Source organism: Corynebacterium variabile, assembly GCF_006539825.1.
GTDB classification, from domain to species: domain Bacteria; phylum Actinomycetota; class Actinomycetes; order Mycobacteriales; family Mycobacteriaceae; genus Corynebacterium; species Corynebacterium variabile.
In genome coordinates this window covers 1-26,350 of record NZ_BJNT01000029.1, presented here as the reverse complement: position 1 = coordinate 26,350, position 26,350 = coordinate 1, and the positions used below count along the sequence as shown (strand labels likewise).

Here is a 26,350-nt window from a genome sequence, read left to right as displayed (position 1 = left end):
GAAGAAGGCTGCGGCGAAGAAGAGCTGACCCGGTCTCGGGGAGCCGCGGGGAATTCTCCCCGCGAACCACCGGGTTCGCGCCAGTGTGCATGCTAGCCTGACCTCGACAATCCCGGTCGCTGGAACCGGGCCAGAGGGCAGGACAACCACATGCCCGCCATCACCCGATCACGTCGTTCCCGTAGCGTTCGCGCCCGCGCCGCGACAGTCGGAACAGCAGCACTCGTCATGACCGCACTCGAAGCCTGCGGCAGTGACGACGACAGCACGGACGCAGCGTCCGCCCCCTCCTTCACCAGTGGAAGCGCGGCGTCCCCGGAGGCAGCGGCCGGCAATGACACCGACGACGAGGCCGTCGACGCGGCAGGCAACGCCGGGGACGGGCGCGATGTCGCCAGCATCGGGACCTGCGTCGGCGGGGAGAACATCACCGTCAACATGGATGACGCCCAGCCGATCATCACCGGCGACTGCGGGACAGTCATCGTCAACGTGAACGGTGTCGGCGGAGCCGTCGACAACGCCGCCGAGATCATCATCAACGGCGAGAGCGTCACCCTCACCGGCAAGGACTGGGGAGTGCTCACCGTCAACGGTGACGACGCCTCCATGACCGCCACGACCATCGGCACCGCCACCGTCAACGGCGACGAGTCCCGGGTCCAGAACTTCGGTCTCGACAGTCTGGCCATCACCGGCGACAACAACACCGTGGTCGGTGGTCCGGCCGGTGGAGCTCCGGTGTCTGACACCGGCACCGGGAACACCGTCATCTAGAACGCAGCGGCTACCTCAACTGCCCCGGCGCCGGCACCGCACCCGGCGACCCGTGGACGGCCATGAAACCGGTCGACCAGGTCAGCGGGGCGTCCTTCGTGAGAACATCGCCGTGGTGCCAGTCCGCCTGGACACGGTCGGCGTTCACGTCCACGGCCATGTAGCCGTGCTGCGTAAGATCGACGTAGCGGAACCAGTCGTCGACCTGCGCGATGATGCTTTCGCCGGCGCCAAGTGCCGCGAGGACCGGTTCCTTCAGCGCAGGGGAGGACGCCATGCCGTCGTAGGCACTCGCCGCCGTCACCGAGGGGACAACGAACTCCGTGGCCACCGCCTGACGGTTGCGGCCGAGTCGCCAGTCACCGGCATGTGCCGGAATGTCCGCGGCCCAGGACGAGTGGATGTCCCCGGTGAGGAAGACGACGCCCGGCTTCGCGTCCCCGGAGTTACCTGCTTTACCTCCGATGACGTCGATGATCCGCTGCCGCTCCGCCATGTACCCGTCCCACTGGTCGGCGTTGAGCGCGAGCCCGTCGGACGGCAGGCCGACCTGGTCGACCAACCAGTCGTGGATCCGCGGGTCGAGGGTGTTCGGCAGCGTCATCGGAGCGAGCATCACCTCGTTGCCGATGAGCTGCCAGCGCGTGTCCGAACTGGTCAGTACGTCGGTGAACCAGTCGGCCTGGCTGTGTCCCATCATCGTCCGGTCGGTGGCACCGGCGCCGCTGCCGGCCTGCCACGCCGCCGGGATCTCCTGCTGCTCATCACGGAAGGACCGCAGGTCAGGGATGATGAACTCGGCGAGCGTCCCGAACCGCAGATGACGCTGCAACGGCAGGCCACGCACCGGCATCCACTCGAGGTAGGCCTGCGTCGCCGCGGCCTTCATGGCGGCGACGTCGTCGCCCGGCTCGACGGAGTTGCCGGTGACCCCGTCGCGCCAGGAGTTGTCGGAGAACTCGTGGTCGTCCCAGATGGCGATGAGTGGTCGGGCCGCCAGCAGATCGGCCAGGTCGGCGTCCTGATGGTAGAACCCCTGCCGGATCCGGTAGTCCGCCAGCGTGACGGTCCGGTTCGCCGGCTGCACCCGACGCACGGTCGTGTCGTACGCCCCGCCGTACTCACCCGTGGCGTACTCGTAGGTGAAGTCACCCAGATGCAGCGTGAACTCCAGGTCAGAGCGGTCGGCCATGTCCCGGTAGGTGCGGAAGTACCCGGCCTCGTAGTTCGCGCAGGAGCACACGCCGAAGCGCAGACTCCCCGGATCCGCACCCGGCGCCGGAGCGGTGCGGGCGTGACCGGTGCGCGAGACCGATCCGGCAGCCGGGCCGTCGAGCACGGTGAACCGGAAGACGTAGTCGGTGGCCGGGGCCAGGCCCGTGGCGTCCACCTTCACCGTGTGGTCGGCGGACGCGTCGGTGCGCACGTCCCCGGAGAGCGCTCCGGAGAAGGTCTCTGACCTGGCGATCTCCCAGCGGACGGTGGTCGGCTCGCCGCGTCCTGACCCGGGCGTGGCGTCCGGGACTGGAGTGACGCGCGTCCACAGGACCAGCGCATCCGGCAGGGGATCGCCGGAGGCCACCGAGTGGGCGAAGACCCCGGACTCCCTGGACTCCCCGGCCGCTGCCCGCGGGGCCATCGCCAGCGCACCGAGCGCCGCGGCACCGGCGAGGAAGCCACGACGGCTGAACCGCGTCACGCCGCCACCCCGTTCACGGTGAGGACGCCGGCCCCGGTGCTGACCTGCGCAGCGGACGCCGCGGCGAGGTTGAGTCGCTGCCAGGACCCGTCGGGACCCTGGTCGTCCAGCGGGGAACCGGCGGGCAGGGCGGTCGCACGCAGGACAGCGGCGCGCTGTGCGTAGGTCAGATCCGGGAAGCGGTTGATGAGCAGGTCCGGTGCAGCCTGGGGCACAATCATCGGAGCGTCCCCGTAGACGGCGCTGAGGCCGTAGGTTCCCTGGTCGGCGTAGGTCTGTGCCGCGTCGACGTCGCTGCGGTAGGCGGTCTGTGCGGTGACGGTGTCCGCCAACGGCTCGCCGGTGCGCCACTCGAGTTCGGCGCGTAGCTCGTTGCCGGCCCGGGTGAGGGCATCCCGCATCTTCGGGTCATTCCACCGGTCGGCCGCGGCGGCGACACCGGTCATGCGTCCGCCGATGACGTCCAGCGGGTAGTGCACGCCCATGACGACGCGGCTTTCCCCGGCGTCCGACCCGCGGGCGAGCAGCTGCGGGGCGAGCTGAGGCACGACCGTGGCGAGCAGCGTGGTGACCAGCACCGCCTGGTTCGTGTGCCCGGAGGGGAAGGACGCCGAGCCGCCGAGTTCGTAGTAGTCGGTGCCGGTGGAGTTGCCGGCGTCGTTGTGGTGCACGATGCGCTCCGGGGCGACCTCGAAGGGCCGCGGATTGTCGAAGATCTCCTTCTCCACCAGGGTGGACGCGGCGGGGCCCTGGGCGCGCGACAGGTACCCGGAATCGAGGAGGGCGCGGGTCTTCGGCAGCCTGTTCTCGGCGATGGCCTGCCTCAGGTGCGGGGCAAGGACGCTGCCGAAGGCGTCGGCGAAGTTGTCGAGCATGTCACCGTCGTCGACGCGGGCATCGGCCTGGGCGGAGGCGATGCGCCCGGGCGAGGCGGTATTGTTGATCTCCACGACGGTGTCGAGGTTGGCGGCGATGGTGTCCGGGTGGTTGTCGCGCAGGTCGGTGAAACCGTTGACGACGCTGTAGTAGATGCCGCCGGGGTGGGAACTGACGTCGGAGATGTAGCCGAGGTAGTCGTCCGGGGCAAAGGGCTGCGGGACTGGCGCGCCGGGGTGCTGGACCGCGGGGAGTGTGGCCGGCAGGTACTGCTGCTGCAGGTCTGTGACCTGTCGGGGGAGGGTGGGTGCCGTGGGGGCAGCCGACACTGCCGGTGCTGCTGCCGCCTGCGGGCTGCACGGGGTCGTCAGTGCTGCCGCGATGACGAGGGCGGACGCCGTCGGCGTCAACGCGGGGAGAAGTCGGGATCGGGGGTTCACAGCGGGGACGCTACCGGGGGCACGTGTCCCGGACGTGTTGTCCGGGTGAACTGCTGGTGGACCCTCGACTACCGTTCCTTGACGTCCACCGTGTCGGGGATTTCGGGGAGAAGGTCTTCCGCTGCACTGACCACGGCGTCCTCCTCGGTCGGGGTGGCGGACGGGTGGCGGCGTCCGACGTACACACCGGCGGCGATGACTACTGCGGTGAGGACCGCCGTGGACCACAGCTCGGTCTTCATGTCCGACCAGATCGCCATGTAGATCAGCACCGCGGGGATCGCGACGATGACCGCCCAGGTCAGGTAGGGGAAACCCCACATCTTCACCAGGCCCGGCTTCGAGACCGCGGCGTCGCCCAACTTGCGTCGGGTGATCAGCTGCGAGATCGCGATGCACAGGTACACCAGCAGTGCGACCGCGCCCGAAGTCGCCAGCAGAGTCGTGAACAGCCGGTCCGGCATCACGTAGTTGCCGATCACCGCGAGGAACCCGATGATCGTGGACAGCAGCACCGCCTTCACCGGCACACCGTTCCCGCTGACCTGGGCGAAGGCCTTCGGGGCGTCCCCGCGCTGGGCGAGCGAGAACATCATCCGCGAGGCGGTGTACAGCGAGGAGTTCATGCAGGACGCCACGGCGACCAGCACAACCAGGTCCACAAGGAACTTCGCGCCGGGCACGTCGAGGACGTTCAGGGCGGCGAGGAAGGAACCGTCGTCGGTGAGGGTGGTGGTGTTCCACGGCACGAGGCAGACGATGAGGAAGATCGAGACGATGTAGAACAGGCCGAGGCGCAGGATCACCGAGTTCGTCGCCTTGCGGATCTGCCCGGCCGGGTTGCTCGACTCGGAAGCCGCGATCGTGACGATCTCCGTGCCCATGAAGGAGAACATGGTGGTCAGCAGCGCCGCGGGGACCGCACCCCAGCCGTTCGGGGCGAACCCGCCGTGGGACCACATATTCGACGGTCCGGCGTGGTCACCGCCGAAGACACCGGCGAAAGCCAGCGCGCCGAGGGCGATGAAGGCGATGATCGCACCGACCTTGAGCAGGGCGAACCAGTACTCGAATTCACCGTAGTTCTTCACGCTGAACAGGTTTGTCGCGGTCAGGGCCACGGTGACCAGCAGGGCGAAGACCCACAGCGGCACCGCGGTGAACCAGGAGTGCAGGATCGCTGCGGCGGCGGTGGCCTCCACCGGGATGACGAGCACCCAGAACCACCAGTAGAGCCAGCCGATACTGAACCCGGCCCAGTGGCCGATCGCGCGGTCGGCGTAGGTGGAGAAGGAGCCGGAGTCCGGGTTGGCCGTGGCCATCTCGCCGAGCATCCTCATGACGAGGACCACCAGAGCGGCGGCACCGAGGTATGCCAGGATCACGGCGGGTCCGGCGAGGTTGATGGCGGTGGCGGAGCCGACGAAGAGGCCGGCACCGATGGCGCCTGCCAGGGAGAGCATCGTGACGTGGCGGGGCTTGAGCCCGGTGCCGAGCTGTTCGGACGGTGACGTGGCGGTGGATACGGGAGGTACGCTGTACATGGTCGCCTTCTTTCTCTCAGGTGAGGGACGCCCGGGGTCGGGCGCGGAGGACGTCCGTGGGGAACGTCATGGGGAACGTCATGGGGAACGTCCTGGGGAACAGGGAGAAGGCTAGGAGTGCCGTGTGTCCGGACTGCTGCTGAATTGTTGCAGAAGCGGGAGTCAGCACAGTGATATGCCTTACACCCGACCTCCACGACCTCGTTGCCGTGTTCCCTACAGCAGCCACTCCGGTCGGCTGAGGCTCAGGCCCTTGACGATGAAGTCGGTCGCCTGACGCATCTGGCGGGATGCGTCCTCCAGCGCGTCCTCATCCTGGGGCACCGCCTGCGACAGGTAGTGGGCGACCCGGGCGGCGGCAGACTCGATCTGCGACATGGCGAACCGCACCTGGGGCCGCGACCATCCCAGGTCGATGAGACCGCCGGTGTAGGAGTTGAAGGCGGGATCGAGGAAGCGTTCCAGCGTTCCGTCGTAGCTGGTCACCACGGTGGTGAACCCGGGGTAGCGGAGGCACAGTGCCCACCACTGGTCGGCGCAGGTCCCGATGATCTCCTCCCAGGTCCCGGGTGCCGGGTCGAGCGAGTCCGCGGGCGGGACGCTCTCCAGTGCCCTGTCGATGCAGGCCTCCAGCAGCAGTTTCCGGGTGGGGAAGCGGCGGTAGACCGACTGCACGGTCACACCGAGTTCGAGGGCGACGTCGCTCTGGGTGAAGGAGCCGATGCCGGCGGCCAGTGCGGAGCGGATGACGTCCTCGGCGGAGAACTTCGCCGGGCGACCGCGACGACGGGTCGGCGGGGTGACGCTCATGCCTGCTCCTCCTTGACGGACCATTCGGGCCAGGTGGTCTCCAGGGTCTGCAGGATGAAGCTGATGGACTGTTCGCGCTGGGACTCCACCTCGGCGGGCACATCCTCGGGCCGGACCGGGGTGTGGGGCAGCCGGTGACGCAGCTCCAGCATGTTCACGGCGATCATCGAGCCGGCGAAGGTCGCCTGTTCGGTGGACAGGCCGAGTTCGCAGAGCCTGGTGCGGTAGCACCCGAACTTCTTCGTCATCAGGAGGATCTCGGGGTCCGGGTAGTTGCGGATCACGACCTCGATGCCAGGGCAGCGCAGGCACAGGGCCCACCACTGGTCACTGAACTGACGGAGCGTCTCGAAGCGATCGGGGTTTCCGACGAGCGGCTCGACGGTGTCGAAGGCTTTGGACATGCAGGCGTTGAGCAGTCCCTGACGGTTGCCGAAGCGCTGGTAGAGGGCGGCGGGGGAGACGCCGATCTGCTTGGCGACGCCCTTGACGCTGAAGCCGGCGAGTCCGGCCCGGTAGGCGGCGGCAATGACGTCGTCATTGGTGAAGGACTGGGGACGTCCGGGGGTGGACGGTTCGACGGACGCCGGGACCGCGGGACGCTGTCTCAGGGACGGCAGTGGACGTGTGGGGTGGGTGGGCTGAGACATGGGGGTCCTGCTCGGTCAGGGGAGAGACAGATGTCGTGTGTGTTGTCTGTGTCTGATGAGGTGACTGAGGGATCGCCGGGGTGGGGTGTGGCGACAGGGATATCACTACACAGTGAATGTTAAGGGGAAGAGGTCCCCCTGGGTAGGTCCCTTTTTCGGGGGAGCGTGCCAGAGCCCGCGTCCGGGCATGGGTGGGCGGCTCGCGGACAGTCACGACATACGGTGTGACCTGCGTGATGTCGCGCCCGGTGCCTTTGCCGGGGATGTATCGACAGGGGGCGGGGGCTCCCGCGGGGGTGGGCGAGGGGGAGGGCGCCGTCCCGGGCGGGATGCCGACAAGGCCGCCGACAATCCCACCGGCGGATCGGTGACGGTCCACCGCACCGTTTGACCGCCGTGTTCCTGCCGACCTAACATCATGTTCAACACATTGAACTCTTCGACGACAGGTGACGGAACGTGCTCCAGGAGAAGCAGTCGGCAGGCCAGGGGACTACCAGGGACGGGGGGAAGAAGCCCCGGCTGATCGGCATGCTCGGCCCCGCCTTCGTCGCCGCCATCGCCTACGTCGACCCCGGTAACGTCGCCGCGAACCTCTCGGCCGGTGCCGAGTTCGGCTACAAGCTGCTGTGGGTCCTCGTCGCCGCCAACCTCATGGCCATGGTCGTCCAGTACCTCTCGGCGAAGATCGGACTGGTCACCGGCAAGAGTCTCACCGCCAACATCTCCGACTGGTTCGATGACCGACGCAACACCCGTCGTGCCCGCACCGGACGCCTGTTCTACTGGGGACAGGCAGAGATCATCGCCGCCGCCACCGACATCGCCGAGGTCATCGGCGGCGCCATCGCGCTGCACCTGCTCTTCGGCATCCCCTCACTGCTCGGCGGCGTCATCGTCGGTGTGGTCTCCCTCTGCCTGCTGGTCTTCCAGAGCGAACGGCGCCAGCGCACCTTCGAGGGCATCATCGTCGGCTTCCTGGTGATCATCACCGTCGGCTTCCTCTCCGGACTCTTCGTCACCGGCCTGTCCGTCGGTGAGATGGTCCAGGGCATCGTGCCGCGGTTCCAGGGCACCCACTCGGTGATCCTCGCGGCGTCCATGCTCGGCGCGACCGTCATGCCGCACGCCGTCTACCTGCACTCCGGTCTCGTCCGCGACCGCAGCTTCAACCCCGGCTCCGACGAGTCGATGGGACGCCATCTCCACGCCACCCGGATCGACGTCTTCGGCGCCCTGTGCCTCGCCGGCACCGTGAACATCGCGATGCTCTGCCTCGCGGCCCAGGCACTGCGCGGGGTCGAGGGCACCGACTCGATCGAGGGCGCCCACGCCGCCGTGACCGACGCCCTCGGTCCGGTCATCGGCGCCCTGTTCGCGATCGGACTGCTGGCCTCGGGCCTGGCCTCCACCTCGGTGGGCTGTTACGCCGGCGACATGGTCATGCGTGACCTGCTCAAGATCCGGATCCCGATCGTGCTGCGCCGGCTGATCACCATGATCCCCGGCCTGGTGGTCCTCGGCCTCGGTATCGACCCGACCTGGGCGCTGGTCATCAGCCAGGTCGTACTGTCCGTGGGAATCCCCTTCGCCCTGGTGCCGCTGGTGGCACTGACCGCGAAGAAGGCGCTGATGGGGAAGTGGGTGAACGTCCGCGGGCTGTCCGGGGTCGGCTGGCTCTTCGCCGCGGTCATCATCGCGCTGAACGTGGTGCTCATCTGGCTCACGGTCATCGGCGAGGCGTAACCCCGCACCACCTGCCGGCACTCACTGTTCCGGCTTCGGTCCCGCCGTCTTCTCCGTCGCCCGCTCACCCTCGCGCTCCGCGGCACGCTCGGCGCGGGTCGGGCGGATCGGCCGGGCCAGCTGCGTCATCTCACGCCGACCCCGCAGTTCCACGGACTTCATCATCGTCCAGCGAGCCTGCTCGGCCTCATTGGCCTGACGCACCGTCGTCGCCGTGGTCAGCACCCGGCCCGGCGTCTCCTTGGCCACGTCGGTCAGCCGGGCGGCGGCGTTCACCGCATCGCCGATGACCGTGTACTCGAAGCGGTTCTTCGCGCCGATGTGCCCGGCGACGACCCGTCCGACCGCCGCGCCGATACCAGCGGGCAGCTCCTGGGCGGCCAGCTCGGTCTTGAGTTCACGGGCCGCCGCGAGGGTGTGCCCGGCGATGTCATCCAACGGCAGGGGAGCACCGAAGACAGCCAAGGCGGCGTCCCCCTCGAACTTGTTGATGATGCCCTTGTTGCGGTGCACGACCTCCACGACGATGTCGAAGAAGCGGTTCAGTGCCTGGACGACCTCCTGCGGCTCGCGGGAGACCGCGAACCCGGTCGAGCCGACGACGTCGACGAACACGACGCCCACCTGACGGTTCTCACCGCCGAGCCGTGGCTTCTCTTCCATGGCACGCCGGGCGACCTCGTCACCGACATAGCGTCCGAAGAGCTTGCGGACCTGCTCACGCTCCTGCAGTCCGGACATCATCTCGTTGAACCCGGCCTGCAGGACGCCGATCTCCGAGCTGTCGTACACGCGCACCTGGGCGTGCGTGTCGCCACGACGCACCCGGTTCATCGCCACCCGCAGTTCGCGGATCGGGTCGACCACGGTCATGGTCATCAGCCGCGTGCCGGAGAACCCGGTGAACAGCTCTGTGAGGCTGAGCGCGAGCACACCGGGGAGGATCTCCGTGGCATCCCCGCCGAAGAACCCGCTGGCCTGCGCGCTGACCATGAGGACCACGCCGACCACCGGCACGGCGGAGGTGAGGATCCACACGAAGGTGATCTGCCGCGACAGTGGGGCGATCTTCTCCGGCGAGCCGTACTCCGGCTTGAGCGCACGCACGGAGACGGGGCGGACCATGCGCTCGGCGACCATGTAGGTCATCAGCACGACCATCGCCCCGCCGAGCGTGGCGGTCACGGCCACGGTCAGCGCCCACTCGCGTGAGACCTCCACCGCCGCGACGACGGTGAACATCACCACGCCGACGGCCCACAGACCACCGCCGAGAAGCGCCTGGAAGGAGGGGATGCGCAGCACGAGGCGACGGATCATCCGTGGGTCGTAGCCCGCGGGTGCCCGTTCCCAGCCGAGCACCGGTGTGAAGAAGTGCAGGGTCGTGCCCACTCCGACGACCAGCGCGAAGATGAAGTACCCCACGTACAGCGACAGGGTGAGAGTGGAGACTGAGAGGAACTCCCGGGCCCCGGGAAGCGGCACCAGGAAGCGCAGGAACGACGCGACGCCCAGCGCGCCGATAACGTTGACGACCAGCACAGACAGGGCGTAGAAGGGCCAGCTGGTGCCCCACGCCCACCGGATGTACCGTGCCAGTCGTTGCATGGTTGTCCAGCCTATCGGAGCAGGGGCCCGGGTGTCCCCACCGGCGTCGAACTACACTCGCCTCCATGACCACCCCCGCTGTGCCCGACGCGTCCGACGTCTTCTCCCGCGCCGCGCTGAGCCCGCACGTGATCCGCCCGTTGCGGGATGCCGTGCTCTCCGCCCGCCAGCGCGTCACCGACGGAGACCCGTTCGGGGTGGTGGAGGACGCCGTGAACGACGCGGCGATGACCCACTCCTGGCTCTTCACCGGCCCGCCCGGGTCAGGACGCTCCGTCGCGGCGAAGGCCTTCGCCACCGCCCTGGTGTGCGACAACCCGTCTGTGGTGGGCTGCGGGGAGTGCGACCAGTGCCGTTCGGCGGCCGCGGGTTCGCACCCGGACATCTCCTGGATCCGCACCGACGGCGTCACCATCCCGGTCGAGGCGGTGCGCGACATCATCCGTACCTCCGCCGTGCTGCCGTCGGTGGCCCGCTGGCGCGTGGTCATCGTGGAGGACGCCGACCGGCTCGGCGACTCAGGCGCCAACGCGCTGCTGAAAAGTGTCGAGGAGCCGCCGGCCCACACCGTGTTCCTGCTGTGTGCCCCGTCGACCGACCCGGAGGACATCTCCATCACCCTGCGCTCGCGGTGCCGACACGTCTACGTGCCCACCCCCTCGAAGGAGGAGGTCGAGGCGGTACTGCGGGCGGACGCGGCACTGGGGCTGAGTGACGAGCAGGCACACTGGGCGGCGGAGGTCTCCGGCGGGCACATCGGGCGGGCGCGTCACCTGGCCTCGGACGAGGCGGCGCGGACCAAGCGGGCGACGGCGCTGAAGCTGCCCGGGCTGATCTACCGCTCGGGCGAGGGCTACCGGTTCACTGCGGAGCTGGTGAAGACGGCGACGACCGAGGCCGCGGCGTCCCTCGAGGAGCGGGACGCCCGCGAACTCGCGGAGCTGGAGAGCTCCCTGGGCATGGGTGCGAAGGGTCGTGGTGTGGCCCGGGCGCAGACCGGTGCCGCGGGGCAGATCAAGGAGCTGGAGAAGCAGCAGAAGAACCGGCGCACCCGGATGCTGCGGGACTCGCTGGACCTGGCCCTCATCGACATCGCCGGGCTGTACCGGGACGCGATGATGATGGCGGTCGGCGCGGTGGACGACGGGCCCGGGGACGCCGACCCGGTCGGCGGTTTCCTCCACCCCGACCAGCAGAAGGTGTCCCGCGAGCTGGCCCGGCGCAACTCCCCGGAGTCCCTCGTGCGCTGCATCGACGCGGTGACCGACTGCCGCGAGACGCTGCGCCGCAACGTGAAGCCGGAGGTGGCGCTCAACGGGATGGTCGGGCGGCTGCGCGAGTGCTGCGGGCAGGTGTGACTACGCGGTGACCTCGTCCTGGGCAGGTCGTCTGACCAGCCCCTGACCAGGTCGTTGCGCTGGTGTGATGGCCGGTTTGTGGGTGCCGTGTGGCGTCCGTTAGAATGACCGACCGTGCCGCTTTAGCTCAGTCGGTAGAGCGTTTCACTCGTAATGAAAAGGTCGCGAGTTCGATTCTCGCAAGCGGCTCCACGTTGCCCCAGGCAGAACCCCGGTTCGCCTGGGGCTTCACGCATTTCCGGGACCGGGAGAACACGACGCATTACGCCTGGTCGTATCTCGTCGTTCGGAACAGATCCCGAACAGATCCCGAACAGATCCCGAACAGATCAGCGCAGTCCGAAGATCATCCGCCGGGAGAACCCATCAGGGGGGATTTCTTCGGTTCAGTTGTAACGGACTGCTCTGTACGGGAGACTAGTACTACTGAGTAGCAACGCCTGATGGAAGTCAGGCAGCGCTGGAAGTGTTGAACCGAACAGAGGGAAGGAGACGCCATGATCCGCGCTATCGACGTCGGCCAGTACATCTACTCGAAGATGGACTGGGTCGACGCTTGGCGTCTCCAGAAGCTCACCTACTATGCGCAGGCATGGACTCTCGCCTGGACTGGACGCGAGCTCATCGAGGACGACTTCCAGGCGTGGCCGGACGGTCCCGTATCGCCGCGGCTTCACCAGGCGAACAAGTTCGATCGGGACGGCTGGTACAGTACGGCGATCCCCGGGGCACACCCGGAGAATCTCACCGACGAGCAGCGAACGATGATCGATGCTGTACTCGATCACTACGGTGACCTGTCGAAGGACGAGATCGTTGAGCTGGTTCACAGTGAGGACCCCTGGAAGATTGCTCGAGGTGGACTTCCTGCTGAGGCGAAGTGCGACGCCATGCTGAGCAAGGCGGGGATGAAGCGCTTTTACGCCGTCCAGCAGTTCTCCGGCGTCGACGTCCCGGCACAACCTCGAACTGTCCAGGACGTCGCCAGCCAGAACCCGGCAGAGAAGCAGCTTGCCACGATGATGGGGAACTGCTTCCGCTGGGCCGACACTCTGGAGCTTCTCGCTGACCGGTGAGCAATAGATACTGTCTGGCCCCGGACGTCGTCATCAGGGCAAACGCCACTCTGCTCTGCGCTCTTCCTGGAGACAACGTCCTCGACAGGGGAAAGCTCGAGGGGGCGCTTGCAAACCCCCTCCAGACCTTCGGCAGCGACTACCTCTACGCTTCACCTATCGAGCGTGCGGCAGCGCTGCTTGCCGGGGTCTGCAAAGCTCACGCATTCATCGATGCGAACAAGCGCACCGCGTGGCTGACTACTGTCTCATATATGCAGGAGACGGGATTCAACCTACAACAGGTGCCCCCGATTGCTGCTGCCGACTTCGTTGTCGAGGTTGCCACGCAGGGAGGACGCGACCTGGAGCCGATCTCCAGGCAGCTGGCGCAGTGGCTCTGCTGACTCACACCGCCCGTAAGCCGTCCCCTCCAACGTCCTCGTCCCCGCGACGGCCACGCTTCTTCGCCTCCCGGTCGCGCCGGGCGGCGAACCGGGCCCGCTCCGCAGCCATGTGCTCATCCATCCGCGCCGGCAGCGTGTCGAGCTCCTGGTCCCACAGGTGCCCGTAGTAGTTCAGCGTCGTCGCCACATCCGAGTGCCCCAGCATCCTCGCGACCGTGTAGGGGTTAGCCCCGGAGTGGATCGCCAGCGACGCCGCCGTGTGCCGCAGCTCGTACGTCGTCACCCCGGTGATCCCGGACGCCGCGCACAGGTGGTCCCACACGGTGCGCCACCGCGACGCGGTCCACACGTGCCCGTCGGCGGTGGCCGGCAGCAACCATGCCTCCCGGTCGCGGTCCTCGACGAAGGTCTCGAGGTCGAGGAGGAACTCCCCGCCGACGGGGACGTCCCGGTGTCGGTGCGTCTTCGTCGTGTCCACCCCGCCGAGGTCGTCCACGTCCCGCTGGACGCGCAGTCGGCCACGGGAGGGGGAGAGGTCACCTACGCGGAAGCCGAACGCCTCCCCGGGCCGGACGCCGGTGCGCACGAGGAGTTCCACCGCGGTCCTGATCCGGGGATCAGCAGGCTCGTCCTCGTCAATGGGCCCGTCAGCGTCCGGCTCCTGGTCCTCGCGCTCCCGGTCGGCGGCTGCCTTGTCGAGCTCGTCGGCAGCGGCGAACAGGCGGTCGACCTCCTCGACGGTGAGGTACCGGCGCTCCGAGGGCTTCTGGGTCGGCAGGTCCTTCGACTTCATGGGGTTGTGCAGGATCACCCGCTCTTCGGCCGCGAGGTCCAACAGGGCCTTCATGACGATGCCGGTGAGTCGCTTCGCGGCGTCCCCGAGCGGCCGGGGCTCCTCGCCGGGCTTCACGCCCTTCGTGGTTGTCAGGGCGGCGATCCAGGTGGAGATCTCCGCGCGGGTGAGGGTGTGACACGGTCGGGCACCGAACTTCTTGTCGATGCGCTTCCACGTCGATCGGTAGGCGTCCCTCGTGCTTCGGGCCTTGTCGGACTTCGTGGGGATCCACAGGTCCCACATGTCCGCGAGGGTGACGGCCTTCTTGTCCTTGGTGATCCAGGTGCCCTCGGTCTGCTTGACGACGACGCCGGCGGCGAACTCCTCGGCGGCGTCCCGGGTGGTGAACGTCTCGGAGACGGGGACACCCTGCTCTGCCCAGACGACCTGCCAGCGCTTGCCGATACCCCAGCGAGCGGAATGGACGCGGGTGGTACGGCTGGTCTTGTCAGGATTCTTCTTGGTCCAGAGGTCACGGACGCTGGCGGCCATCGGGTAGCCTCACTCTCGTCTACTGTTGTGCGTTCAGGTGCATTGGTGGACGATTTGGCCCTCACCGTCCTGCCCGACGGTGGGGGTCTTCTACCTAGTAGTAGGTGGCGTTCCCGTCCTCATCGACGTTCATGCCGCCGGTGACATTGCCGTTCTCGTCGTACCAGACCGATGACTCACCGGGCAGAGGCTGGTTCGCACCAGGGATGTCGGGGTCCGGGACGACGGGCCCGTCCACGATGCCACCCGACTCGAACCCGTCGGCGGCCGGCGACTCAACTACCGGAGCTTCAACCGCCGCGTCGGAAGGCTGCGGCGCAGCCCCACCACCAGCCGGGGTGACGGTCATCCCCGCGACAGCATCAGCCACATCCCACGTGACCGGTGCCGCGCCGGGAATGGTGGACGCCGAGTACGTCATCTTCGTCGCACCGGCGGGAGCCTCGAGCGTGACCGCAGCGCGGCGCTTCTCACCGTCACCGAGATCGACGAACTGGGTGGCATTGTCATTGGAGCAAGGCCCCTCGGCAGAACCGATGTCCGTGGTCTTCACGGTCATCCCGTCGGCATCGAGGAAGGTGAAGTCGGAGGCCCACAGCGCCTCCGAGATCGTCTCGCCAGTCTGATTCTCGACCGTGGCGACGACCTGGAACTTCACCGCATCGCGGGTAACCTCTTCGGGAAAGCTGAAGTCGCAGCCGGTGGTGTCAATCTCCGCATCGGAGATGGTGAGAGTATCCCCGACCGTGACGGTGTCCGTCAGCGAATGGACCTCATCGGCACTGAACCCCTCAGTCTGAGTAGCCGTATCCGCGGGCTCGAAAGACCCGCCGACCTCATCATCGTCACCACCACACGCGGCAAGCGACAGCGCCAGAGCCACCGCCGCACCGGCTGTCAAAGTCTTACGGATAGTCATGAGTGTGTCCTCTCGTAGGCGTCCCGCCAGACGGCGATGACGTGTGTAGTGACACCAAGCTCGGCAGCGAGCCGCGCCGGGTGTGGGCCGAAGGCGAGTTCGGCGGTGCGGTACATCTCCGGGTCGATGAGGATGTCCGCGGCGTGACGCCACGCTCGGGCTTCCGCCCGCTGATCCTCTCCGCAGGCATCCCCGTGGGCGAAGTGCCCCAGCTCATGCGCCAGCGCGCAGACGGTGTCAGGGTCCGTCATTCCGAGCTGGAGACTGATCTTCCGTGGTGGACGCCATGCGGCCTTGGGGCCGCCCCGGTGCCATCCGATCCGTAGGCCGTGGTTCACCGCGACGTCGATCAGCGTGTCAGTCGATGGGGTCCTCACCGCGTTCTTCCCTCGCCTTGCCTTCGTCAATGGTCGAGTCCGCGGCGTACGTACCAGGCGCCCAGTCGAAGTCGCGGACCGTTCCGTCATCATCGTCGTCATCCGCGACACCGCTCTCATTCTTCGAACATTCGGGGGTGAACGTAGAAGAAGTTTCCAGGTTGTCCTTACCCCCGTGACGGGAGGGGAGTTCGCTGATCGGCGTGTCGAAGAGCTCGGCCCGGCCCACGGCGTCCGCCCGCTTCAACCGCTTCTCCAGCTGCTCTATGAGCTTGTCGTCGGTGGCGAGGTCCAGGGCTGCGTCGATGTCGGGGACCTGTGCCCATGCGGCATCCACGACCCCGAAGTCGATGAGGGTACGCAGCGGGTGCCGACCGTAAGCGACGGAGATCTTCACCGCGTTCTCCACGCTCATGCGGCCCGTCGTGAGCTGGTGGCGGAGCGTCCGCTCGGAGAGCCCGGTCTTGTCGGCCACTTGCCTTGGCGTGGCTCCATCCGTGAGCCCGTGCAGCCAGTCATTGGTATCCATGTGCAGCACAGTACATTGCCGTGTCACCGATCGGCAAGAATTGCGACGGCTTTGACCTGTAGTTACAAGATTCTCGACGGCAAGACTTGTCATTCCCCGGCATAGTATGTAATGATTGCCGCAGACCGGCAATTACTGCCGGACATGGGAAGACAAGAGGAGCACCACATGGCAGTTCGCCTGAACCCCCACGTGCTCGACGACGCACGAGACCGCTGGGGACTCACCTCAGACGCACGACTCGCCGCCAAACTCGGCGTCGCGCCGGGCACCGTCGGGCACCTCCGCAAGGGGGATACCGAACCCACTGTCCGGGTCCTGCTCAAGCTGCGAGCTCTCACCGGCTGGCCGCTCGACGGACTCGTGACCGAAGTCGAAGACACCGCCGCGGCCTGACGCCCCCACCACACGCGAAGGAGAACACCACCATGAGTGGTTACATCACAGTCGCAGACGACCGGGAGCTCCGCGTCGCCTCGACACTCGCCAACGACAAGGCCCGAACCCTCGCCAACGAGGGACGCCCCCACGCCGCTGAGGTCATGCGCGAGTTCGCCGTCGAGCTCGATGCCCAGATCGACGCCAACCGGGCAGCGGAGGTGTCGGCATGAGCGCGCTGATCCCGATCAACCAGACCGACGACGGCCAGCAGGCAGTGTCCGGGCGTGCCCTCCACGAGTTCCTGGAGGTGTCCGAGAAGTACACCGACTGGTTCAAGCGGATGGAGGACTATGGCTTCACCGAGGGCGAGGACTTTGTCCGAGATTCCGGAAGAAGTACCGGAGGCCGTCCGCGCCAGGATCACATCGTGACACTGGACATGGCGAAGGAGCTGTCCATGATCCAGCGGACCGAGCGCGGCCGGCAGGCCCGCCGGTACTTCATCGAGTGCGAGAAGAAGGCGAAGGCCCCGGCATTCGACCCGAACACCATCACTCGCTCAGAGATCCTGCAGATGGCGCTCAACGCTGAGACCGAGCGCCTGGCACTCGAAGCGAAGAACCGTGAGCTCGAGCCGAAGGCCGACGCCTACGACGAGTTCCTGGACGCCACCGGCAAGTACAACGTCGGCGCTGTGGCGAAGATGCTCGGCACCTCGCAGAACAAGCTGTTCCAGGAACTGCGCAACCGCGGCGTCTTGATCGCCAAGGGCGCGATGCGGAACACCCCGTACCAGCAGTACATGCACCACTTCGTGGTGAAGGCACACGAGTACGAGCGCGGCAACGGGGAGCTGGGGTGCTCGTACACCACCTACGTGCAGCCCTCGGGCATCAACTTCATCCGGAAGAAGCTCGGCTTCGAGCGGATCGACCCACCGACGCCGGCGGACGCCGCCTGATTCTCGACCTGGTCGCGCAGTGGGGAAGCTGCACGACCCGGACCACCCCGGCGCAGGCCGGCACCGCCGTCGAGGGCGGAGTGGTCCACCGGGATCGGGCGTCAAGCCGGTCACACATGGAAGCTCCCGGGAAGCACCGCTCTTGACGGGTCTCCAGCACTTTCGCCCCGAGGCGGTAGCTGCGCCCGATCCCCACCATCCATACGAATAATGCCCGCCTCCAGGACCAGTGGAGACGAGCGAGTGCCTTCGAAAGGAAAGACCATGTCACAGTACTACAGTCCAGCCCAGGTTGCCGAGCAGCTGGGCCTCAGCGCGGAGACCGTGCGCCGCTACTGGCGTCGCGGGTGGTTCACCCCAGCCCGCCGGACGCCGACGAAGATCAGTAACCAGATCCGGATCAGCTCCGACGAGCTCGACTACTTCCTCTCGACCCAGCAGGCGGTGGCGTGATGCGCTCCTGGACCGAGGATCGGGCCCACGAGGTCCGCACCACTGTCAACGACATGATCCGCCACTACATGCATGCCCCGACCGGACGCCACTACCTCCGCTGGGCGACGACCCTCGTAGACCAGTCCGTCGGCGTCCTCACCGCCGACCAGGAGCGCGGCCTGCGCGCCGACATTGACCAGGCCTGGCAGGACACCGACGCCCGCGCCCGCGGAGTGATCCTCTCCGACACGCTGGCCGCGGCTCTGTCCCGCACCGAGGCCAACGAGCCACGCGAGGAGGACACCGACGATGTTCCGACGACTCCTCTGGAACGGACGCCTGATCGGGGTGAGTACCGATGAACCGGGCGGACTCTGGGTCGACTACGCCGACGTCTGCTGGCTCATGCCCGCGTCCTTCCGCGACCCGGTCGACCACACGCTCCTTCGCCGCCGGCAGGGCGGACTTCTCGTCCACGTCGGAGCACTCCGACGCCACGCGACGTCCGACACCCAGTCGCCCGAGACCCAGAAGAAGCTCGCCGCTCTTCTCGACTACCTCGAGGACGCCACAGGTACCCGCTGCACAGTCACCAGCACGACCTACCCCACACCAGAAGGACCTCGCCATGACCACCCAGCCCCGCCACCAGCGAAGCGGAAGCGCCACCGCAAGCGCCGCTGACCGCCACCGCCCCCGGCACGCCACCCACCCCGAGACCTGCCCGATGTCGCCGGTCCGCCCGGACACCCCGTCCGGCGACATCTACGGCGACGAGGACCAGATCGCCCGTGGCGGCCTGGGCCACGTCGAGTCCATCATCTTCACCTGCGTCTGCATTCTCCTGGTCGTGGTTGTCGCCACTCTCATTGGTGTCAACGTCCATCGCTCCCTCGGCGTGGCGGGGGACCTGGTCCTCGCCGCCGTCATCGTCGCGGTGGCCGGCACGTGCCTCCAGTCTTCGGAGGTGCACCGATGAGTACCGTGAACCCGCACATCACCGACAGGGAACTCCACGCCCTTGGCTGGCCACCGCTGGTCCTCCAGCAGCTCGCCCGCGACCGGGCGCGAATCATCGCGGACAAGGTCATGGAGTTGGCAGAGACCGAGCTGGAGTGGGCGCCGCTGCGCGGCATGTCCTGCGCCGAGTGGATGCAGATGGTTGACGAGGAGTGCGCAGAAGACGCGCCGCTGTCGGCCGCGGAGTTCGCCGAGATCATCGGGGACTCCGCCCGCACCGCCGCGGCGGACCTGGCCTCCTACCTTGCACTGCCGGCGGATGCCGGTGACGATGACGCGGCCCTGGTCGCCTCGGTAGCCGCAGAGCACGAGCAGGACACGGCCCCGACTGCCTCACCTGCCCTCGTCGAGGATCCGGACGGACCGGTTGACCCGGCCCCGGCGCCCGCGCCGACCCCCGCGCCGACCCCTGAGGTCGACTCGGAGCAGGTCGCCCGCGAGGAGCAGGAGGCCTGGGACGAGCGCGAGGCGCGGGTGGCCCGTGCAGAGGCACGCGCAGAGAAGCGCCAGGAGAGATTGACCGAGCGGCTCGCTGCCCGAGCTGCAGCGCGAGAGGACGGGTTCTGATGCGCACTGTCGCAGCCATCGTCACCAACGAGGGCATCCAGGTCGCGATCTCCTGCACCGAGGACGACCTGGAAAACGCCGCCATCGCAGTTCTCGTCAGCGCGATCGTCCGCCTCTCCGAGGAGTACGGCACCGGCGAGGCCCGTCGCGCCGCCGCCGAGGAGATCGGCGTCCGCATCGCCCGGATCGCCGCCATCGGAGTCGAGAAAGGACTCGCAGCATGATGACCTCACGAACCCCCGTGGACTACTCCGCCCTCACCATCGAGGACGTCGTCCGCCGCATGAGCCCCGGGCAGAAAGACGCCCTGGTCGCAATCAAGGCAGGGGATCTGGACTGGGAAGACCTCGTCGCCCGGCTCCGAGAGTCCCTGGTCCACAAGGGCCTGGTCTCGCGCTCGGGTGAGGTCACCCCGCGTGGCCGCTCGGCGGCCCGCATGGTCTCCGTCGACCGGGCCGCGAACTGGGAGAAGTATCTGTGACCCCCTCGTCCTCCCGCCAGCCGATGTTCCGGCCTCAGCCTGTCCGCCGACAGTCACCGCCCCGCCGGGCTCTCGCTGTCCTGGCCCACCTCCGGGCCCTTCTGGCGTCCACCCGCCCTGAATACCCCCACCCCTACGACAACCGCCCGGCCCCCGGCCCGGGATCTACCCCGAGGAGTCCCCGATGACCACCGCAACCACCGCCTACTTCCTGATCGTCTCGTCCCTCGCTCTAGCCGCGGCCGTGTGGGCCTGGTGCCTGGCCGTCGCCGCGTCCTCGGACGCCCGCATTGCCCGGGAGGACGCCGAAGCCGCCCTCGACGACGTCTGCGCCCTGGCCGCCGAGGTCGACGTGCTCCACCGCACCGTCGGCCCACAGGCTGTCCCGGATCCGGACGAGTCGGTGGACCTGGTCCCCGTGAATGACATCACCGTGGACTGCGGTGTCGCCGAGCTCGAGGACATCGATGACGTTCGCGGCATGCCCCTCGACGAGTGGCTGGACGCCATCGCCGCTACCCCGGTCATGGTCCTGGGCTCCATCCCGCCCGAGGACCCAGCCGCCGACAAGACCGCCCCGAAGCACCGCAAGGAGGTCTGATCATGGCCGAGTTCATCCCCCTGATCGTCAACGGAGCCAACCCGAACCCCCCGCTCGAGCGGATTCAGGCCGAAGCCGACCGCCTCGGCGTCACCCACGTCCGCTCCAACAGCGGCCAGGTCGAGAAGATCTTCTCGAAGCTCAACAAGGCGTCCGTCTCTCTCAACAACGGGGGCAACGGCACCCCACGCTGGCCCTGGTCCCACGTCGGCGCCCTCGGCACCCTGGCGGAGCGCTGACCCGTGGGAGACGATGCCGACACCTGGTGGGCCACGCTCACCCCGGAGAGACGCGCACAGATCCACCACTGGGTCGCCTCGCCCCGATCTGCCCCACCCGATCTCCCCGGCCAGCTCACCCTCGAAGACCTACCCCCAGACCACACACAGAAGGAAGGAGACTGACATGGCAATCCGCTCTGCACACGCCACGACGATCCCGCCGGTTACCCCGGGCGACAACCGCCTCGGTGTCGACGTCATGGTCCGCTCGCTGCCGCTGATCCGCGGCATCCGCGCCGCGCGTCTGTTCACCAACCCCAAGGACGAGGGCGACAGTTACACCAGCGTCCGTCTGCAGCCGCACGATGACCGGATGATCATCACCGCGGCGAACCCGCTGGCGATGCTCATCACCTCCGCCGCCCTCGTCGAAGGCGCATGGTCCGACGCCGGGGTCATCGACCTCACCGTGGACCAGGTCGCCCAGATCGTCTCCATCTACGGGGCGAACCCGGACGGTGAGTCGCAGATGCGGATCACCGCGACGGAGTCGAAGGTCCGCACCGTCGACGCCTCCGGTCTGATCGACGGCCTGAACCACAACTGGGACCGCCGGGCCATGGCCGAGACCGCCCCGGATGTGCCGCAGGTCGTGGCTGAGGTGTGGCCGGCAGTGGTCCGGGAGAAGGGCAAGATCCCACCGATCAGTCAGTCGGTCACCGCTGCCGCCGAGAAGGCGGCCGCGATCTTCAACAAGTCCGACCTGTTCTTCGCCGCGACCGAGACGTACCACCTGATCTCTCTAGGCGTGTCCGCCCGGATCATCAGCGTCATCCCGGACGAGTTTCGCCCCGGGGCGAAGATTCCCGACGCTGCGGTGGAGACCCTCTGCAGCACCCTGGAACCCGGGGAGTCAATGACCATCGAATCTGGTGCGAGCGCCGGTGCGAACGTGGTCACGTTCACCGCCCCGAAGAACGGGGGCTTCTGATGCCCGGCACTCCCGCAGGCAAGATCATCGACCCGGACGTCGTGAAGTCCATCCTCGGAGACACGGATCTCCGTGGCGGCGTGTGCGCCACCAGTGACCCCCTGATCTGGTCGGGGCAGTGGTGCGACATGGCCGGCGGATCCAAGGCGGCGCGACAGGTCCGCTGGAAGAAGATGCGCAAGGCCGTCCGACTCTGCAAGACCTGCCCCATCCTGGCCGACTGCGAGAAGCAGCTCAAAGCCTTCGAGGACGCCGGATGTCGCGTCACCGGCGTCATGGCCGCCCGACAGTGGGGCCAGCGGTCGGAGGAGGACCGGATCACTGAGTGCCGGATGTGCCACCGGCCGATGCACCCCCGGGTCCACGGCGTCGCCGCCCCGGTCGTCCCCGACGGCCACGTCATCGTCCAGTGCCGGGGCCTGTGCGCCACCTGCTACTCACGGGCGAAGAAGGCCGGCACTCTCGACCAGATCGCCACCCCATCCCACCCCGGAAACCACCGGGGGAAGACACTCACAGAAGGAACAGCAGCGTGACCGCCACCATCGCCACGACCCCAGTCGAGCTCGTCGAGCAGATCTTCGTCGACATGGGCATCGGACACTACGAGGCCATGTCCATGGCCGGGGACTTCGTCACCCGGGCGACCACCGCTGGACTCCGCCTCGGCACTGACCGGTCCGTCCCGTCGGACACCACCGACCTGAACGGCAATCCGCTCTGGACCCGTAATGGCCCCGGGAGAGACGACGACACCCTCGACGTAGCCGTCGAGTCCGGAGGCGTCACGATCTTTCACCTGATGTACGAGGCGTCCTGGCTCACCACCACGGCCGCACGCATTCAGGCCGCGCATCTCCGGTCAGCCGCGGACGCAGCTGACAGGCAGACTGCGCAGGCCACCAAAGAGGAGGAAGCATGACCATCACACCAGACCAGGCCGACCGACTGATCGCCGCCGTGGACATCGACGGTGTCCTCGTGTCCGCCGTGGACATCGCGGGGAACCCCGTTCCTGAGGTTACCGAGACCGGCACCGGAAAATGCGTGGCTGACACGTCCACGCCCCAGATGGCGGACCTCATGGCCGCCGCCCCGGACCTCGCACACACCATCGCCGGGATGCGGTGGGAGCACGGGGTGGAGCAAGCAACCGGGACGACCCAATGGTTCAGATCGCGCCAAATGGCCGAAGCGCACGCACAGGTGCACGGATGCTTCCGCCTCGTCCGCCGCCTCGTCGGCCCCACCGAACCCACCACCCAGGAGACCCCGAATGACTGACATCACCGACCAGGACCGCCGCGCCGCTATGGCCTGGGCGAAGAACTGGCAGGGCGACCAGGACGGCGACACATCCGCCGCCGCCCGCGTCATACTCGCCACCGTGGACGCCCCGGAACCCACCCTCGCAGAGGAGATTCTGGACGCTGCTGCCCGTATCCGGGACGCGGTGAACCCTGGCGACCGTGACGTGTCGTGGGCCGACATGGAATCCTGCGCCAACCGTGCCGAGCAGATGGAGCAAGACGCAGAAGATCGGCAGGAATGGAACCGGCGCATCACCGAACAGGTGGCCACCCTCGCCCGCGAGCGCGACGAAGCCCGCGCCGAGGTGGAGAGGGAGCGCGACCTAGGGGTTGCCCTCGCCCACGAGCGCGACGAAGTCCGCGCCGAGGTGGAACGACTCACCGCCGAGCAGCACACGGAACGACCAGACGACAACGACTGGCTAGCCGGCATGAAGGAAGCCACCCGCTACGCAATCAACGCCACCCACCCCAACCCCGCCGACGTGCCTGCCGGTGAACCGTGGCTGGTGCGAGTGGGAGGTCATGAGGCGCTGGCTGTCCGCGATGGAGACCCGTTCTGGCCGTGGTCCGTCGCCCACCTCGACGGCGGGATTGACGACGTTGCAGACGAGTCCGTCACCCTCACTGCCCGTCTGGTGCCCGCGCCGCGCGTCATCACCAACCCCGACGAACTCGAACAGTTGGCGACCCGAGCCGTCATCCTCAGCGCCGATGACAAGAACCCTGACGTATACCAGCGGGACAGCTACGACGAATGGCTCGACATCACTGCGCAAGGCTACTCATCCAGCCAGGTCATCCGGATGGAGCGATCCGTCACTGTCATCTACCAGCCGGAGGAAGACCAGAAGTGACCGTACTCACCGTTAACCAGCTCATCTCCCGCCTGCAGCAGGTAGCAGACATGGGCTTCGCAGAAGCCGCAGTCCGAATCGAATTCTCTGCCCTCCCGATCCGAAGCGTCCTCGCCAGAGACGAAGCCCACATCTCCGACACGGAAGTCACCTCCCGAACAAAGGTCGTGATCATCAGTTGACCAACCATCACCACCGACCCCGCGAACCGCCGGTCACCGCGCCGGGAACCGCCCGGACCAACCTCACCGACCATGACGACCAGGAGAACGACAGTGACTTCGATGACACGCCCGGCCCGCCCTCGGCCTGGCACGCTCGCCCGATCCGGGAGTTGTAGCGCATGCCTTGGCTGAGGAGTGGCGACGACGCGGCGATGTACCCGAAGCTGCTCTCCGTGGTCGCCAACGCGAACTTCGATAGTCGCCTCGTCAACGAGGTGGCGGGCTTCCTGTGGCGCTCTGCGACGCAGTCGGCCAACTTCATCACGGACTATGTCCTGGACATCGGAACGGCCTACACCCTCGCGGGCGACCGTCTCGGTGTCCTCACTGACGCCTGCGTCCAGGCTGGCCTCATGGAGGTCGTGGACATGAACGGCGTCCGCGGATGGAAGATCATCGAAGACCCCGAGTTCCTCCATATGAAGACCGAGGAGGAGATCGCGTGGGAGCGTCAGCGCAAGCAGGACAACGGTAACCCCGCGCTGATCATCCCCGTCCGTCTGCGAGATGGTGACGCCTGCCGCTACTGCGGCAAGGTCGTGAAGTGGACTGCCCGCAAGGGCAAGCTGGCCGGCACCTACGACCACCGTGAACCGGGCCAGGCGGCCACGGTCGACACGCTGGTCGTGTGCTGCGGGGAGTGCAACGCCAAGCGCGGCAACGACCAGGACGCCGACAGTCGCGTCCCGCTGCTGTCGAAGCCTGTGCCCCCGTACTTCGACAAGACCACCATCGAGTGGATCAACAACTCCACCTGGGCCCGTGACAACGGGATCCAGAAACTTCCGCCGAAGCGGGACAAGTACGTCCCGTTCGGATCTGTTCCGCCCGGACACGAGTCTCACGTGCCTGTGCCGGGGGAACTCCTGATCGAGTCGCCCGTCGAGACGAACGCCGATGCCATCGGCGCGAACGGCCACGGGCTTGATTCTCAGCAGGTTCCCCCGATGCCGGCGCACCTCGGTGCCGCTGACCCCAAGATGACGACCTCCGCCAGCCAGGTGGAGCGGGACGGCATTGACGGCGTCGCCACCGAAGAGACCACCGTGCCCGCGACGGGTGACGACGCGGCCACCGCCGCTCCTGGATCTGTAGCTCCTGCCAGCAATGGCGGTCGAGCGGCGTCCGGTCGAGCAGCGAGCCAGCAGTCTCCCCGACAGCGAAACAGTGTCCGACCTGCGGAGAAGATCGACCTGCCGAAAAAGTCAGATCCGGCAGGTCGCCAGTGTGCAGGATCCGGAATCTCCGGGTCGGGACGGGACGGGACGGTGCGTGTCGGTATCGGTGAGGTAGGGGACGGTGACGTTTCTGCTGACGGTGAGAAGTGCGGTCCGAAGAAGAAGAGACACAGGCGTCGAGGGAAGAAGAAGGGTAGGTGATCTCTGTGCTGGGTGAGGCAGAGCATGAGGTCCTGTTCCGGGATCTGCAGGTGTTGGTGCGTCTGGGGCCGAGACTGGGTGATCTGGTGGTCCCGTCGGTGGCGGCGTCCGGGTCGAATGCTGGCGTGTGCGCGTCGGTGCCGGGCCCGCGCAGTCCCGTGCGTGAGCATCCGTTCGCGGTGGAGCATGAGTGCTGGCTGCTGTTGAAGCAGATCGTGGGCGCGGTGTGCAGTGCCGGCGGGTTGGCGGCTCCTCGTCGTCGGCGTCCTGGTCCCCTGTCGGTGTCGGAGCTGGCGGGTTGGTTGCTGGACCATGTCGAGGATGTGGCCGGCCACGAGCAGGCGGCGGACGCGGCGGTGGTCGTCGGGCAGCAGGCGAGGAGGGTGGCCGATCTGGTGGACCCACCCCTGTCTGCGAAGGACCCCACCCCCTCCGAGGTAGGCCCGGGGGGTGCTGGTGCCCAGGCCCCCGGCGCTGAGCCCCCTGCCCCGGTAGACCCACCGCCCCCGGGGCGTGGCATGTGGGGCAACCCCTCGGAGGTGTCGAAGGCCGCTGCCATCCTGGGGTGGCCCGTGGGACGAAGGACCGTGGGGGAGTGGGCGAAGGCCGGGACCATCCGGTCGATGACTCACCCCGACGGCTCGGTGTCCTGTTCGCTGGAGGACACAGTGGATCATGCTCGGGGGATGCAGGAGCGACTGGCGTCGGTGCGTCGGGTGCAGTGAGGGTGGAACGCTCTGACCTGCATCCGCCACCAGACGTGGTAGGCTTCGCCTCAGGCGAGCATTGAACCTCGAACA

Annotated in this window: 36 protein-coding genes and 1 tRNA gene; 27 read left to right on the top strand and 10 right to left on the bottom strand. The window is 67.5% G+C overall.

The window, feature by feature from the left end:
• The first annotated feature begins 150 nt into the window (after nt 1–150).
• Nucleotides 151–777, top strand: a complete 627-nt coding sequence (locus CVA01_RS14180) for a hypothetical protein (RefSeq protein WP_141331671.1) — start codon at nt 151–153, stop codon at nt 775–777.
• A 10-nt stretch (nt 778–787) separates the two neighbouring features.
• Here CVA01_RS14180 and CVA01_RS14175 read toward each other — a convergent pair whose 3' ends face one another.
• The 5 genes from CVA01_RS14175 to CVA01_RS14155 all read right to left on the bottom strand — a co-directional run bounded on the left by CVA01_RS14175 (nt 788) and on the right by CVA01_RS14155 (nt 6,796).
• Nucleotides 788–2,476, bottom strand: a complete 1,689-nt coding sequence (locus CVA01_RS14175) for an alkaline phosphatase D family protein (RefSeq protein ID WP_141331669.1) — start codon at nt 2,474–2,476, stop codon at nt 788–790.
• The gene (locus tag CVA01_RS14170) at nt 2,473–3,792 is read right to left on the bottom strand and encodes an acid phosphatase (protein WP_244938321.1); all 1,320 of its coding nucleotides are present in this window, start codon (nt 3,790–3,792) and stop codon (nt 2,473–2,475) included. Before CVA01_RS14170 ends, CVA01_RS14175 begins: the two co-directional genes overlap by 4 nt.
• Before the next feature lie 68 nt (nt 3,793–3,860).
• The gene (locus tag CVA01_RS14165) at nt 3,861–5,336 is read right to left on the bottom strand and encodes an amino acid permease (RefSeq protein ID WP_141331667.1); all 1,476 of its coding nucleotides are present in this window, start codon (nt 5,334–5,336) and stop codon (nt 3,861–3,863) included.
• Nucleotides 5,337–5,552: 216 nt separating this feature from the next.
• Entirely contained in the window at nt 5,553–6,146 is a 594-nt protein-coding gene (locus CVA01_RS14160; protein WP_141331665.1) for a TetR/AcrR family transcriptional regulator, read from the bottom strand.
• The gene (locus CVA01_RS14155) at nt 6,143–6,796 is read right to left on the bottom strand and encodes a TetR/AcrR family transcriptional regulator (RefSeq protein ID WP_141331663.1); all 654 of its coding nucleotides are present in this window, start codon (nt 6,794–6,796) and stop codon (nt 6,143–6,145) included. Before CVA01_RS14155 ends, CVA01_RS14160 begins: the two co-directional genes overlap by 4 nt.
• Before the next feature lie 459 nt (nt 6,797–7,255).
• Here CVA01_RS14155 and CVA01_RS14145 point away from each other — a divergent pair, with 459 nt between their 5' ends.
• Nucleotides 7,256–8,542, top strand: coding sequence for an Nramp family divalent metal transporter (locus CVA01_RS14145; protein ID WP_280528077.1), 1,287 nt, complete (start codon nt 7,256–7,258; stop codon nt 8,540–8,542).
• A gap of 21 nt (nt 8,543–8,563) precedes the next feature.
• Here the strand turns inward: CVA01_RS14145 and CVA01_RS14140 are convergent, their stop codons facing one another.
• A complete protein-coding gene (locus CVA01_RS14140) occupies nt 8,564–10,150 on the bottom strand; it encodes an adenylate/guanylate cyclase domain-containing protein (RefSeq protein WP_141331661.1) in 1,587 nt (528 codons plus the stop codon).
• A 65-nt stretch (nt 10,151–10,215) separates the two neighbouring features.
• Between CVA01_RS14140 and CVA01_RS14135 the strand changes: the two genes are divergently transcribed.
• The 4 genes from CVA01_RS14135 (at nt 10,216) to CVA01_RS14120 (ending at nt 12,970) form a co-directional block, all read left to right on the top strand.
• The gene (locus CVA01_RS14135) at nt 10,216–11,508 is read left to right on the top strand and encodes a DNA polymerase III subunit delta' (protein WP_073883490.1); all 1,293 of its coding nucleotides are present in this window, start codon (nt 10,216–10,218) and stop codon (nt 11,506–11,508) included.
• 116 nt (nt 11,509–11,624) lie between these two features.
• A tRNA-Thr gene (locus CVA01_RS14130) sits at nt 11,625–11,700 on the top strand.
• Between the two features lie 305 nt (nt 11,701–12,005).
• The gene (locus CVA01_RS14125) at nt 12,006–12,584 is read left to right on the top strand and encodes a Panacea domain-containing protein (protein WP_141331659.1); all 579 of its coding nucleotides are present in this window, start codon (nt 12,006–12,008) and stop codon (nt 12,582–12,584) included.
• Complete coding sequence (locus CVA01_RS14120; protein ID WP_218024596.1) at nt 12,581–12,970, top strand: type II toxin-antitoxin system death-on-curing family toxin; 390 nt, start codon at nt 12,581–12,583, stop codon at nt 12,968–12,970. Before CVA01_RS14125 ends, CVA01_RS14120 begins: the two co-directional genes overlap by 4 nt.
• 1 nt (nt 12,971) lies before the next feature.
• On the opposite strand, the gene CVA01_RS14115 is transcribed toward CVA01_RS14120, so the two are convergent.
• From CVA01_RS14115 to CVA01_RS14100, 4 genes are all read right to left on the bottom strand, one after another.
• Entirely contained in the window at nt 12,972–14,297 is a 1,326-nt protein-coding gene (locus CVA01_RS14115) for a tyrosine-type recombinase/integrase (protein ID WP_141331657.1), read from the bottom strand.
• Nucleotides 14,298–14,391: 94 nt separating this feature from the next.
• The gene (locus CVA01_RS14110; protein WP_141331655.1) at nt 14,392–15,216 is read right to left on the bottom strand and encodes a hypothetical protein; all 825 of its coding nucleotides are present in this window, start codon (nt 15,214–15,216) and stop codon (nt 14,392–14,394) included.
• Nucleotides 15,213–15,593: an ImmA/IrrE family metallo-endopeptidase gene (locus CVA01_RS14105; RefSeq protein WP_141331653.1), complete on the bottom strand. Its 381-nt coding sequence runs from the start codon at nt 15,591–15,593 to the stop codon at nt 15,213–15,215. Before CVA01_RS14105 ends, CVA01_RS14110 begins: the two co-directional genes overlap by 4 nt.
• Nucleotides 15,574–16,122, bottom strand: coding sequence for a hypothetical protein (locus CVA01_RS14100; protein WP_141331651.1), 549 nt, complete (start codon nt 16,120–16,122; stop codon nt 15,574–15,576). Before CVA01_RS14100 ends, CVA01_RS14105 begins: the two co-directional genes overlap by 20 nt.
• A gap of 168 nt (nt 16,123–16,290) precedes the next feature.
• Here CVA01_RS14100 and CVA01_RS14095 point away from each other — a divergent pair, with 168 nt between their 5' ends.
• The 21 genes from CVA01_RS14095 (at nt 16,291) to CVA01_RS14000 (ending at nt 26,275) form a co-directional block, all read left to right on the top strand.
• Nucleotides 16,291–16,518 (top strand): helix-turn-helix domain-containing protein, encoded by a 228-nt coding sequence (locus tag CVA01_RS14095; RefSeq protein WP_170209808.1) that lies wholly within the window; start codon nt 16,291–16,293, stop codon nt 16,516–16,518.
• A 32-nt stretch (nt 16,519–16,550) separates the two neighbouring features.
• Nucleotides 16,551–16,733, top strand: coding sequence for a hypothetical protein (locus CVA01_RS14090; RefSeq protein ID WP_141331648.1), 183 nt, complete (start codon nt 16,551–16,553; stop codon nt 16,731–16,733).
• Nucleotides 16,730–17,464 carry a phage antirepressor KilAC domain-containing protein gene (locus CVA01_RS14085; RefSeq protein WP_141331645.1) on the top strand — a complete coding sequence of 245 codons (735 nt, stop codon included), beginning with the start codon at nt 16,730–16,732 and terminating at the stop codon, nt 17,462–17,464. The genes CVA01_RS14090 and CVA01_RS14085 overlap by 4 nt, the downstream gene beginning before the upstream one ends.
• Nucleotides 17,465–17,728: 264 nt before the next feature.
• A complete protein-coding gene (locus tag CVA01_RS14080; RefSeq protein ID WP_170209807.1) occupies nt 17,729–17,917 on the top strand; it encodes a helix-turn-helix domain-containing protein in 189 nt (62 codons plus the stop codon).
• Nucleotides 17,914–18,261: a hypothetical protein gene (locus tag CVA01_RS14075; protein ID WP_141331641.1), complete on the top strand. Its 348-nt coding sequence runs from the start codon at nt 17,914–17,916 to the stop codon at nt 18,259–18,261. Before CVA01_RS14080 ends, CVA01_RS14075 begins: the two co-directional genes overlap by 4 nt.
• The gene (locus tag CVA01_RS14070; RefSeq protein WP_170209806.1) at nt 18,248–18,583 is read left to right on the top strand and encodes a hypothetical protein; all 336 of its coding nucleotides are present in this window, start codon (nt 18,248–18,250) and stop codon (nt 18,581–18,583) included. The genes CVA01_RS14075 and CVA01_RS14070 overlap by 14 nt, the downstream gene beginning before the upstream one ends.
• Nucleotides 18,528–18,878, top strand: coding sequence for a hypothetical protein (locus CVA01_RS14065; RefSeq protein WP_141331637.1), 351 nt, complete (start codon nt 18,528–18,530; stop codon nt 18,876–18,878). Before CVA01_RS14070 ends, CVA01_RS14065 begins: the two co-directional genes overlap by 56 nt.
• Nucleotides 18,875–19,486 carry a hypothetical protein gene (locus CVA01_RS14060; RefSeq protein ID WP_141331635.1) on the top strand — a complete coding sequence of 204 codons (612 nt, stop codon included), beginning with the start codon at nt 18,875–18,877 and terminating at the stop codon, nt 19,484–19,486. The genes CVA01_RS14065 and CVA01_RS14060 overlap by 4 nt, the downstream gene beginning before the upstream one ends.
• A complete protein-coding gene (locus CVA01_RS14055; RefSeq protein ID WP_141331633.1) occupies nt 19,486–19,710 on the top strand; it encodes a hypothetical protein in 225 nt (74 codons plus the stop codon). The genes CVA01_RS14060 and CVA01_RS14055 overlap by 1 nt, the downstream gene beginning before the upstream one ends.
• Nucleotides 19,707–19,967: a hypothetical protein gene (locus tag CVA01_RS14050; RefSeq protein ID WP_141331631.1), complete on the top strand. Its 261-nt coding sequence runs from the start codon at nt 19,707–19,709 to the stop codon at nt 19,965–19,967. Before CVA01_RS14055 ends, CVA01_RS14050 begins: the two co-directional genes overlap by 4 nt.
• Before the next feature lie 184 nt (nt 19,968–20,151).
• Nucleotides 20,152–20,568 carry a hypothetical protein gene (locus tag CVA01_RS14045; protein WP_141331629.1) on the top strand — a complete coding sequence of 139 codons (417 nt, stop codon included), beginning with the start codon at nt 20,152–20,154 and terminating at the stop codon, nt 20,566–20,568.
• Nucleotides 20,569–20,570: 2 nt separating this feature from the next.
• Nucleotides 20,571–20,807, top strand: a complete 237-nt coding sequence (locus tag CVA01_RS14040) for a hypothetical protein (RefSeq protein WP_141331627.1) — start codon at nt 20,571–20,573, stop codon at nt 20,805–20,807.
• A 166-nt stretch (nt 20,808–20,973) separates the two neighbouring features.
• Complete coding sequence (locus CVA01_RS14035) at nt 20,974–21,780, top strand: hypothetical protein (RefSeq protein ID WP_141331625.1); 807 nt, start codon at nt 20,974–20,976, stop codon at nt 21,778–21,780.
• Nucleotides 21,780–22,316 (top strand): hypothetical protein, encoded by a 537-nt coding sequence (locus CVA01_RS14030; protein WP_141331623.1) that lies wholly within the window; start codon nt 21,780–21,782, stop codon nt 22,314–22,316. The genes CVA01_RS14035 and CVA01_RS14030 overlap by 1 nt, the downstream gene beginning before the upstream one ends.
• Nucleotides 22,313–22,702, top strand: a complete 390-nt coding sequence (locus tag CVA01_RS14025; RefSeq protein WP_141331621.1) for a hypothetical protein — start codon at nt 22,313–22,315, stop codon at nt 22,700–22,702. Before CVA01_RS14030 ends, CVA01_RS14025 begins: the two co-directional genes overlap by 4 nt.
• Nucleotides 22,699–23,064: a hypothetical protein gene (locus tag CVA01_RS14020; RefSeq protein WP_141331619.1), complete on the top strand. Its 366-nt coding sequence runs from the start codon at nt 22,699–22,701 to the stop codon at nt 23,062–23,064. Before CVA01_RS14025 ends, CVA01_RS14020 begins: the two co-directional genes overlap by 4 nt.
• A complete protein-coding gene (locus CVA01_RS14015) occupies nt 23,057–23,947 on the top strand; it encodes a hypothetical protein (RefSeq protein WP_141331617.1) in 891 nt (296 codons plus the stop codon). The genes CVA01_RS14020 and CVA01_RS14015 overlap by 8 nt, the downstream gene beginning before the upstream one ends.
• Complete coding sequence (locus CVA01_RS14010; protein ID WP_141331615.1) at nt 23,944–24,129, top strand: hypothetical protein; 186 nt, start codon at nt 23,944–23,946, stop codon at nt 24,127–24,129. Before CVA01_RS14015 ends, CVA01_RS14010 begins: the two co-directional genes overlap by 4 nt.
• Nucleotides 24,126–24,287 carry a hypothetical protein gene (locus CVA01_RS15000; RefSeq protein ID WP_170209805.1) on the top strand — a complete coding sequence of 54 codons (162 nt, stop codon included), beginning with the start codon at nt 24,126–24,128 and terminating at the stop codon, nt 24,285–24,287. The genes CVA01_RS14010 and CVA01_RS15000 overlap by 4 nt, the downstream gene beginning before the upstream one ends.
• A 3-nt stretch (nt 24,288–24,290) precedes the next feature.
• Nucleotides 24,291–25,550: an HNH endonuclease gene (locus CVA01_RS14005; protein ID WP_141331613.1), complete on the top strand. Its 1,260-nt coding sequence runs from the start codon at nt 24,291–24,293 to the stop codon at nt 25,548–25,550.
• Entirely contained in the window at nt 25,547–26,275 is a 729-nt protein-coding gene (locus tag CVA01_RS14000) for a hypothetical protein (RefSeq protein WP_141331611.1), read from the top strand. Before CVA01_RS14005 ends, CVA01_RS14000 begins: the two co-directional genes overlap by 4 nt.
• Nucleotides 26,276–26,350 lie beyond the last annotated feature (75 nt).

Bases quoted from the DNA above. Each gene is read 5' to 3' on its own strand.
- CVA01_RS14015 (WP_141331617.1), top strand. From the start codon at position 23,057: ATGACTGACATCACCGACCAGGACCGCCGCGCCGCTATGGCCTGGGCG.
- CVA01_RS14050 (WP_141331631.1), top strand. From the start codon at position 19,707: ATGATGACCTCACGAACCCCCGTGGACTACTCCGCCCTCACCATCGAG.
- CVA01_RS14055 (WP_141331633.1), top strand. From the start codon at position 19,486: ATGCGCACTGTCGCAGCCATCGTCACCAACGAGGGCATCCAGGTCGCG.
- CVA01_RS14060 (WP_141331635.1), top strand. From the start codon at position 18,875: ATGAGTACCGTGAACCCGCACATCACCGACAGGGAACTCCACGCCCTT.
- CVA01_RS14180 (WP_141331671.1), top strand. From the start codon at position 151: ATGCCCGCCATCACCCGATCACGTCGTTCCCGTAGCGTTCGCGCCCGC.
- CVA01_RS14045 (WP_141331629.1), top strand. From the start codon at position 20,152: ATGACCACCGCAACCACCGCCTACTTCCTGATCGTCTCGTCCCTCGCT.
- CVA01_RS14165 (WP_141331667.1), bottom strand. From the start codon at position 5,336: ATGTACAGCGTACCTCCCGTATCCACCGCCACGTCACCGTCCGAACAG.
- CVA01_RS14115 (WP_141331657.1), bottom strand. From the start codon at position 14,297: ATGGCCGCCAGCGTCCGTGACCTCTGGACCAAGAAGAATCCTGACAAG.
- CVA01_RS14110 (WP_141331655.1), bottom strand. From the start codon at position 15,216: ATGACTATCCGTAAGACTTTGACAGCCGGTGCGGCGGTGGCTCTGGCG.
- CVA01_RS14005 (WP_141331613.1), top strand. From the start codon at position 24,291: ATGCCTTGGCTGAGGAGTGGCGACGACGCGGCGATGTACCCGAAGCTG.
- CVA01_RS14035 (WP_141331625.1), top strand. From the start codon at position 20,974: ATGGCAATCCGCTCTGCACACGCCACGACGATCCCGCCGGTTACCCCG.
- CVA01_RS14160 (WP_141331665.1), bottom strand. From the start codon at position 6,146: ATGAGCGTCACCCCGCCGACCCGTCGTCGCGGTCGCCCGGCGAAGTTC.
- CVA01_RS14100 (WP_141331651.1), bottom strand. From the start codon at position 16,122: ATGGATACCAATGACTGGCTGCACGGGCTCACGGATGGAGCCACGCCA.
- CVA01_RS14090 (WP_141331648.1), top strand. From the start codon at position 16,551: ATGAGTGGTTACATCACAGTCGCAGACGACCGGGAGCTCCGCGTCGCC.
- CVA01_RS14020 (WP_141331619.1), top strand. From the start codon at position 22,699: ATGACCATCACACCAGACCAGGCCGACCGACTGATCGCCGCCGTGGAC.
- CVA01_RS14140 (WP_141331661.1), bottom strand. From the start codon at position 10,150: ATGCAACGACTGGCACGGTACATCCGGTGGGCGTGGGGCACCAGCTGG.
- CVA01_RS14040 (WP_141331627.1), top strand. From the start codon at position 20,571: ATGGCCGAGTTCATCCCCCTGATCGTCAACGGAGCCAACCCGAACCCC.
- CVA01_RS14155 (WP_141331663.1), bottom strand. From the start codon at position 6,796: ATGTCTCAGCCCACCCACCCCACACGTCCACTGCCGTCCCTGAGACAG.
- CVA01_RS14095 (WP_170209808.1), top strand. From the start codon at position 16,291: ATGGCAGTTCGCCTGAACCCCCACGTGCTCGACGACGCACGAGACCGC.
- CVA01_RS14125 (WP_141331659.1), top strand. From the start codon at position 12,006: ATGATCCGCGCTATCGACGTCGGCCAGTACATCTACTCGAAGATGGAC.
- CVA01_RS14065 (WP_141331637.1), top strand. From the start codon at position 18,528: ATGACCACCCAGCCCCGCCACCAGCGAAGCGGAAGCGCCACCGCAAGC.
- CVA01_RS14080 (WP_170209807.1), top strand. From the start codon at position 17,729: ATGTCACAGTACTACAGTCCAGCCCAGGTTGCCGAGCAGCTGGGCCTC.
- CVA01_RS14085 (WP_141331645.1), top strand. From the start codon at position 16,730: ATGAGCGCGCTGATCCCGATCAACCAGACCGACGACGGCCAGCAGGCA.
- CVA01_RS14030 (WP_141331623.1), top strand. From the start codon at position 21,780: ATGCCCGGCACTCCCGCAGGCAAGATCATCGACCCGGACGTCGTGAAG.
- CVA01_RS14135 (WP_073883490.1), top strand. From the start codon at position 10,216: ATGACCACCCCCGCTGTGCCCGACGCGTCCGACGTCTTCTCCCGCGCC.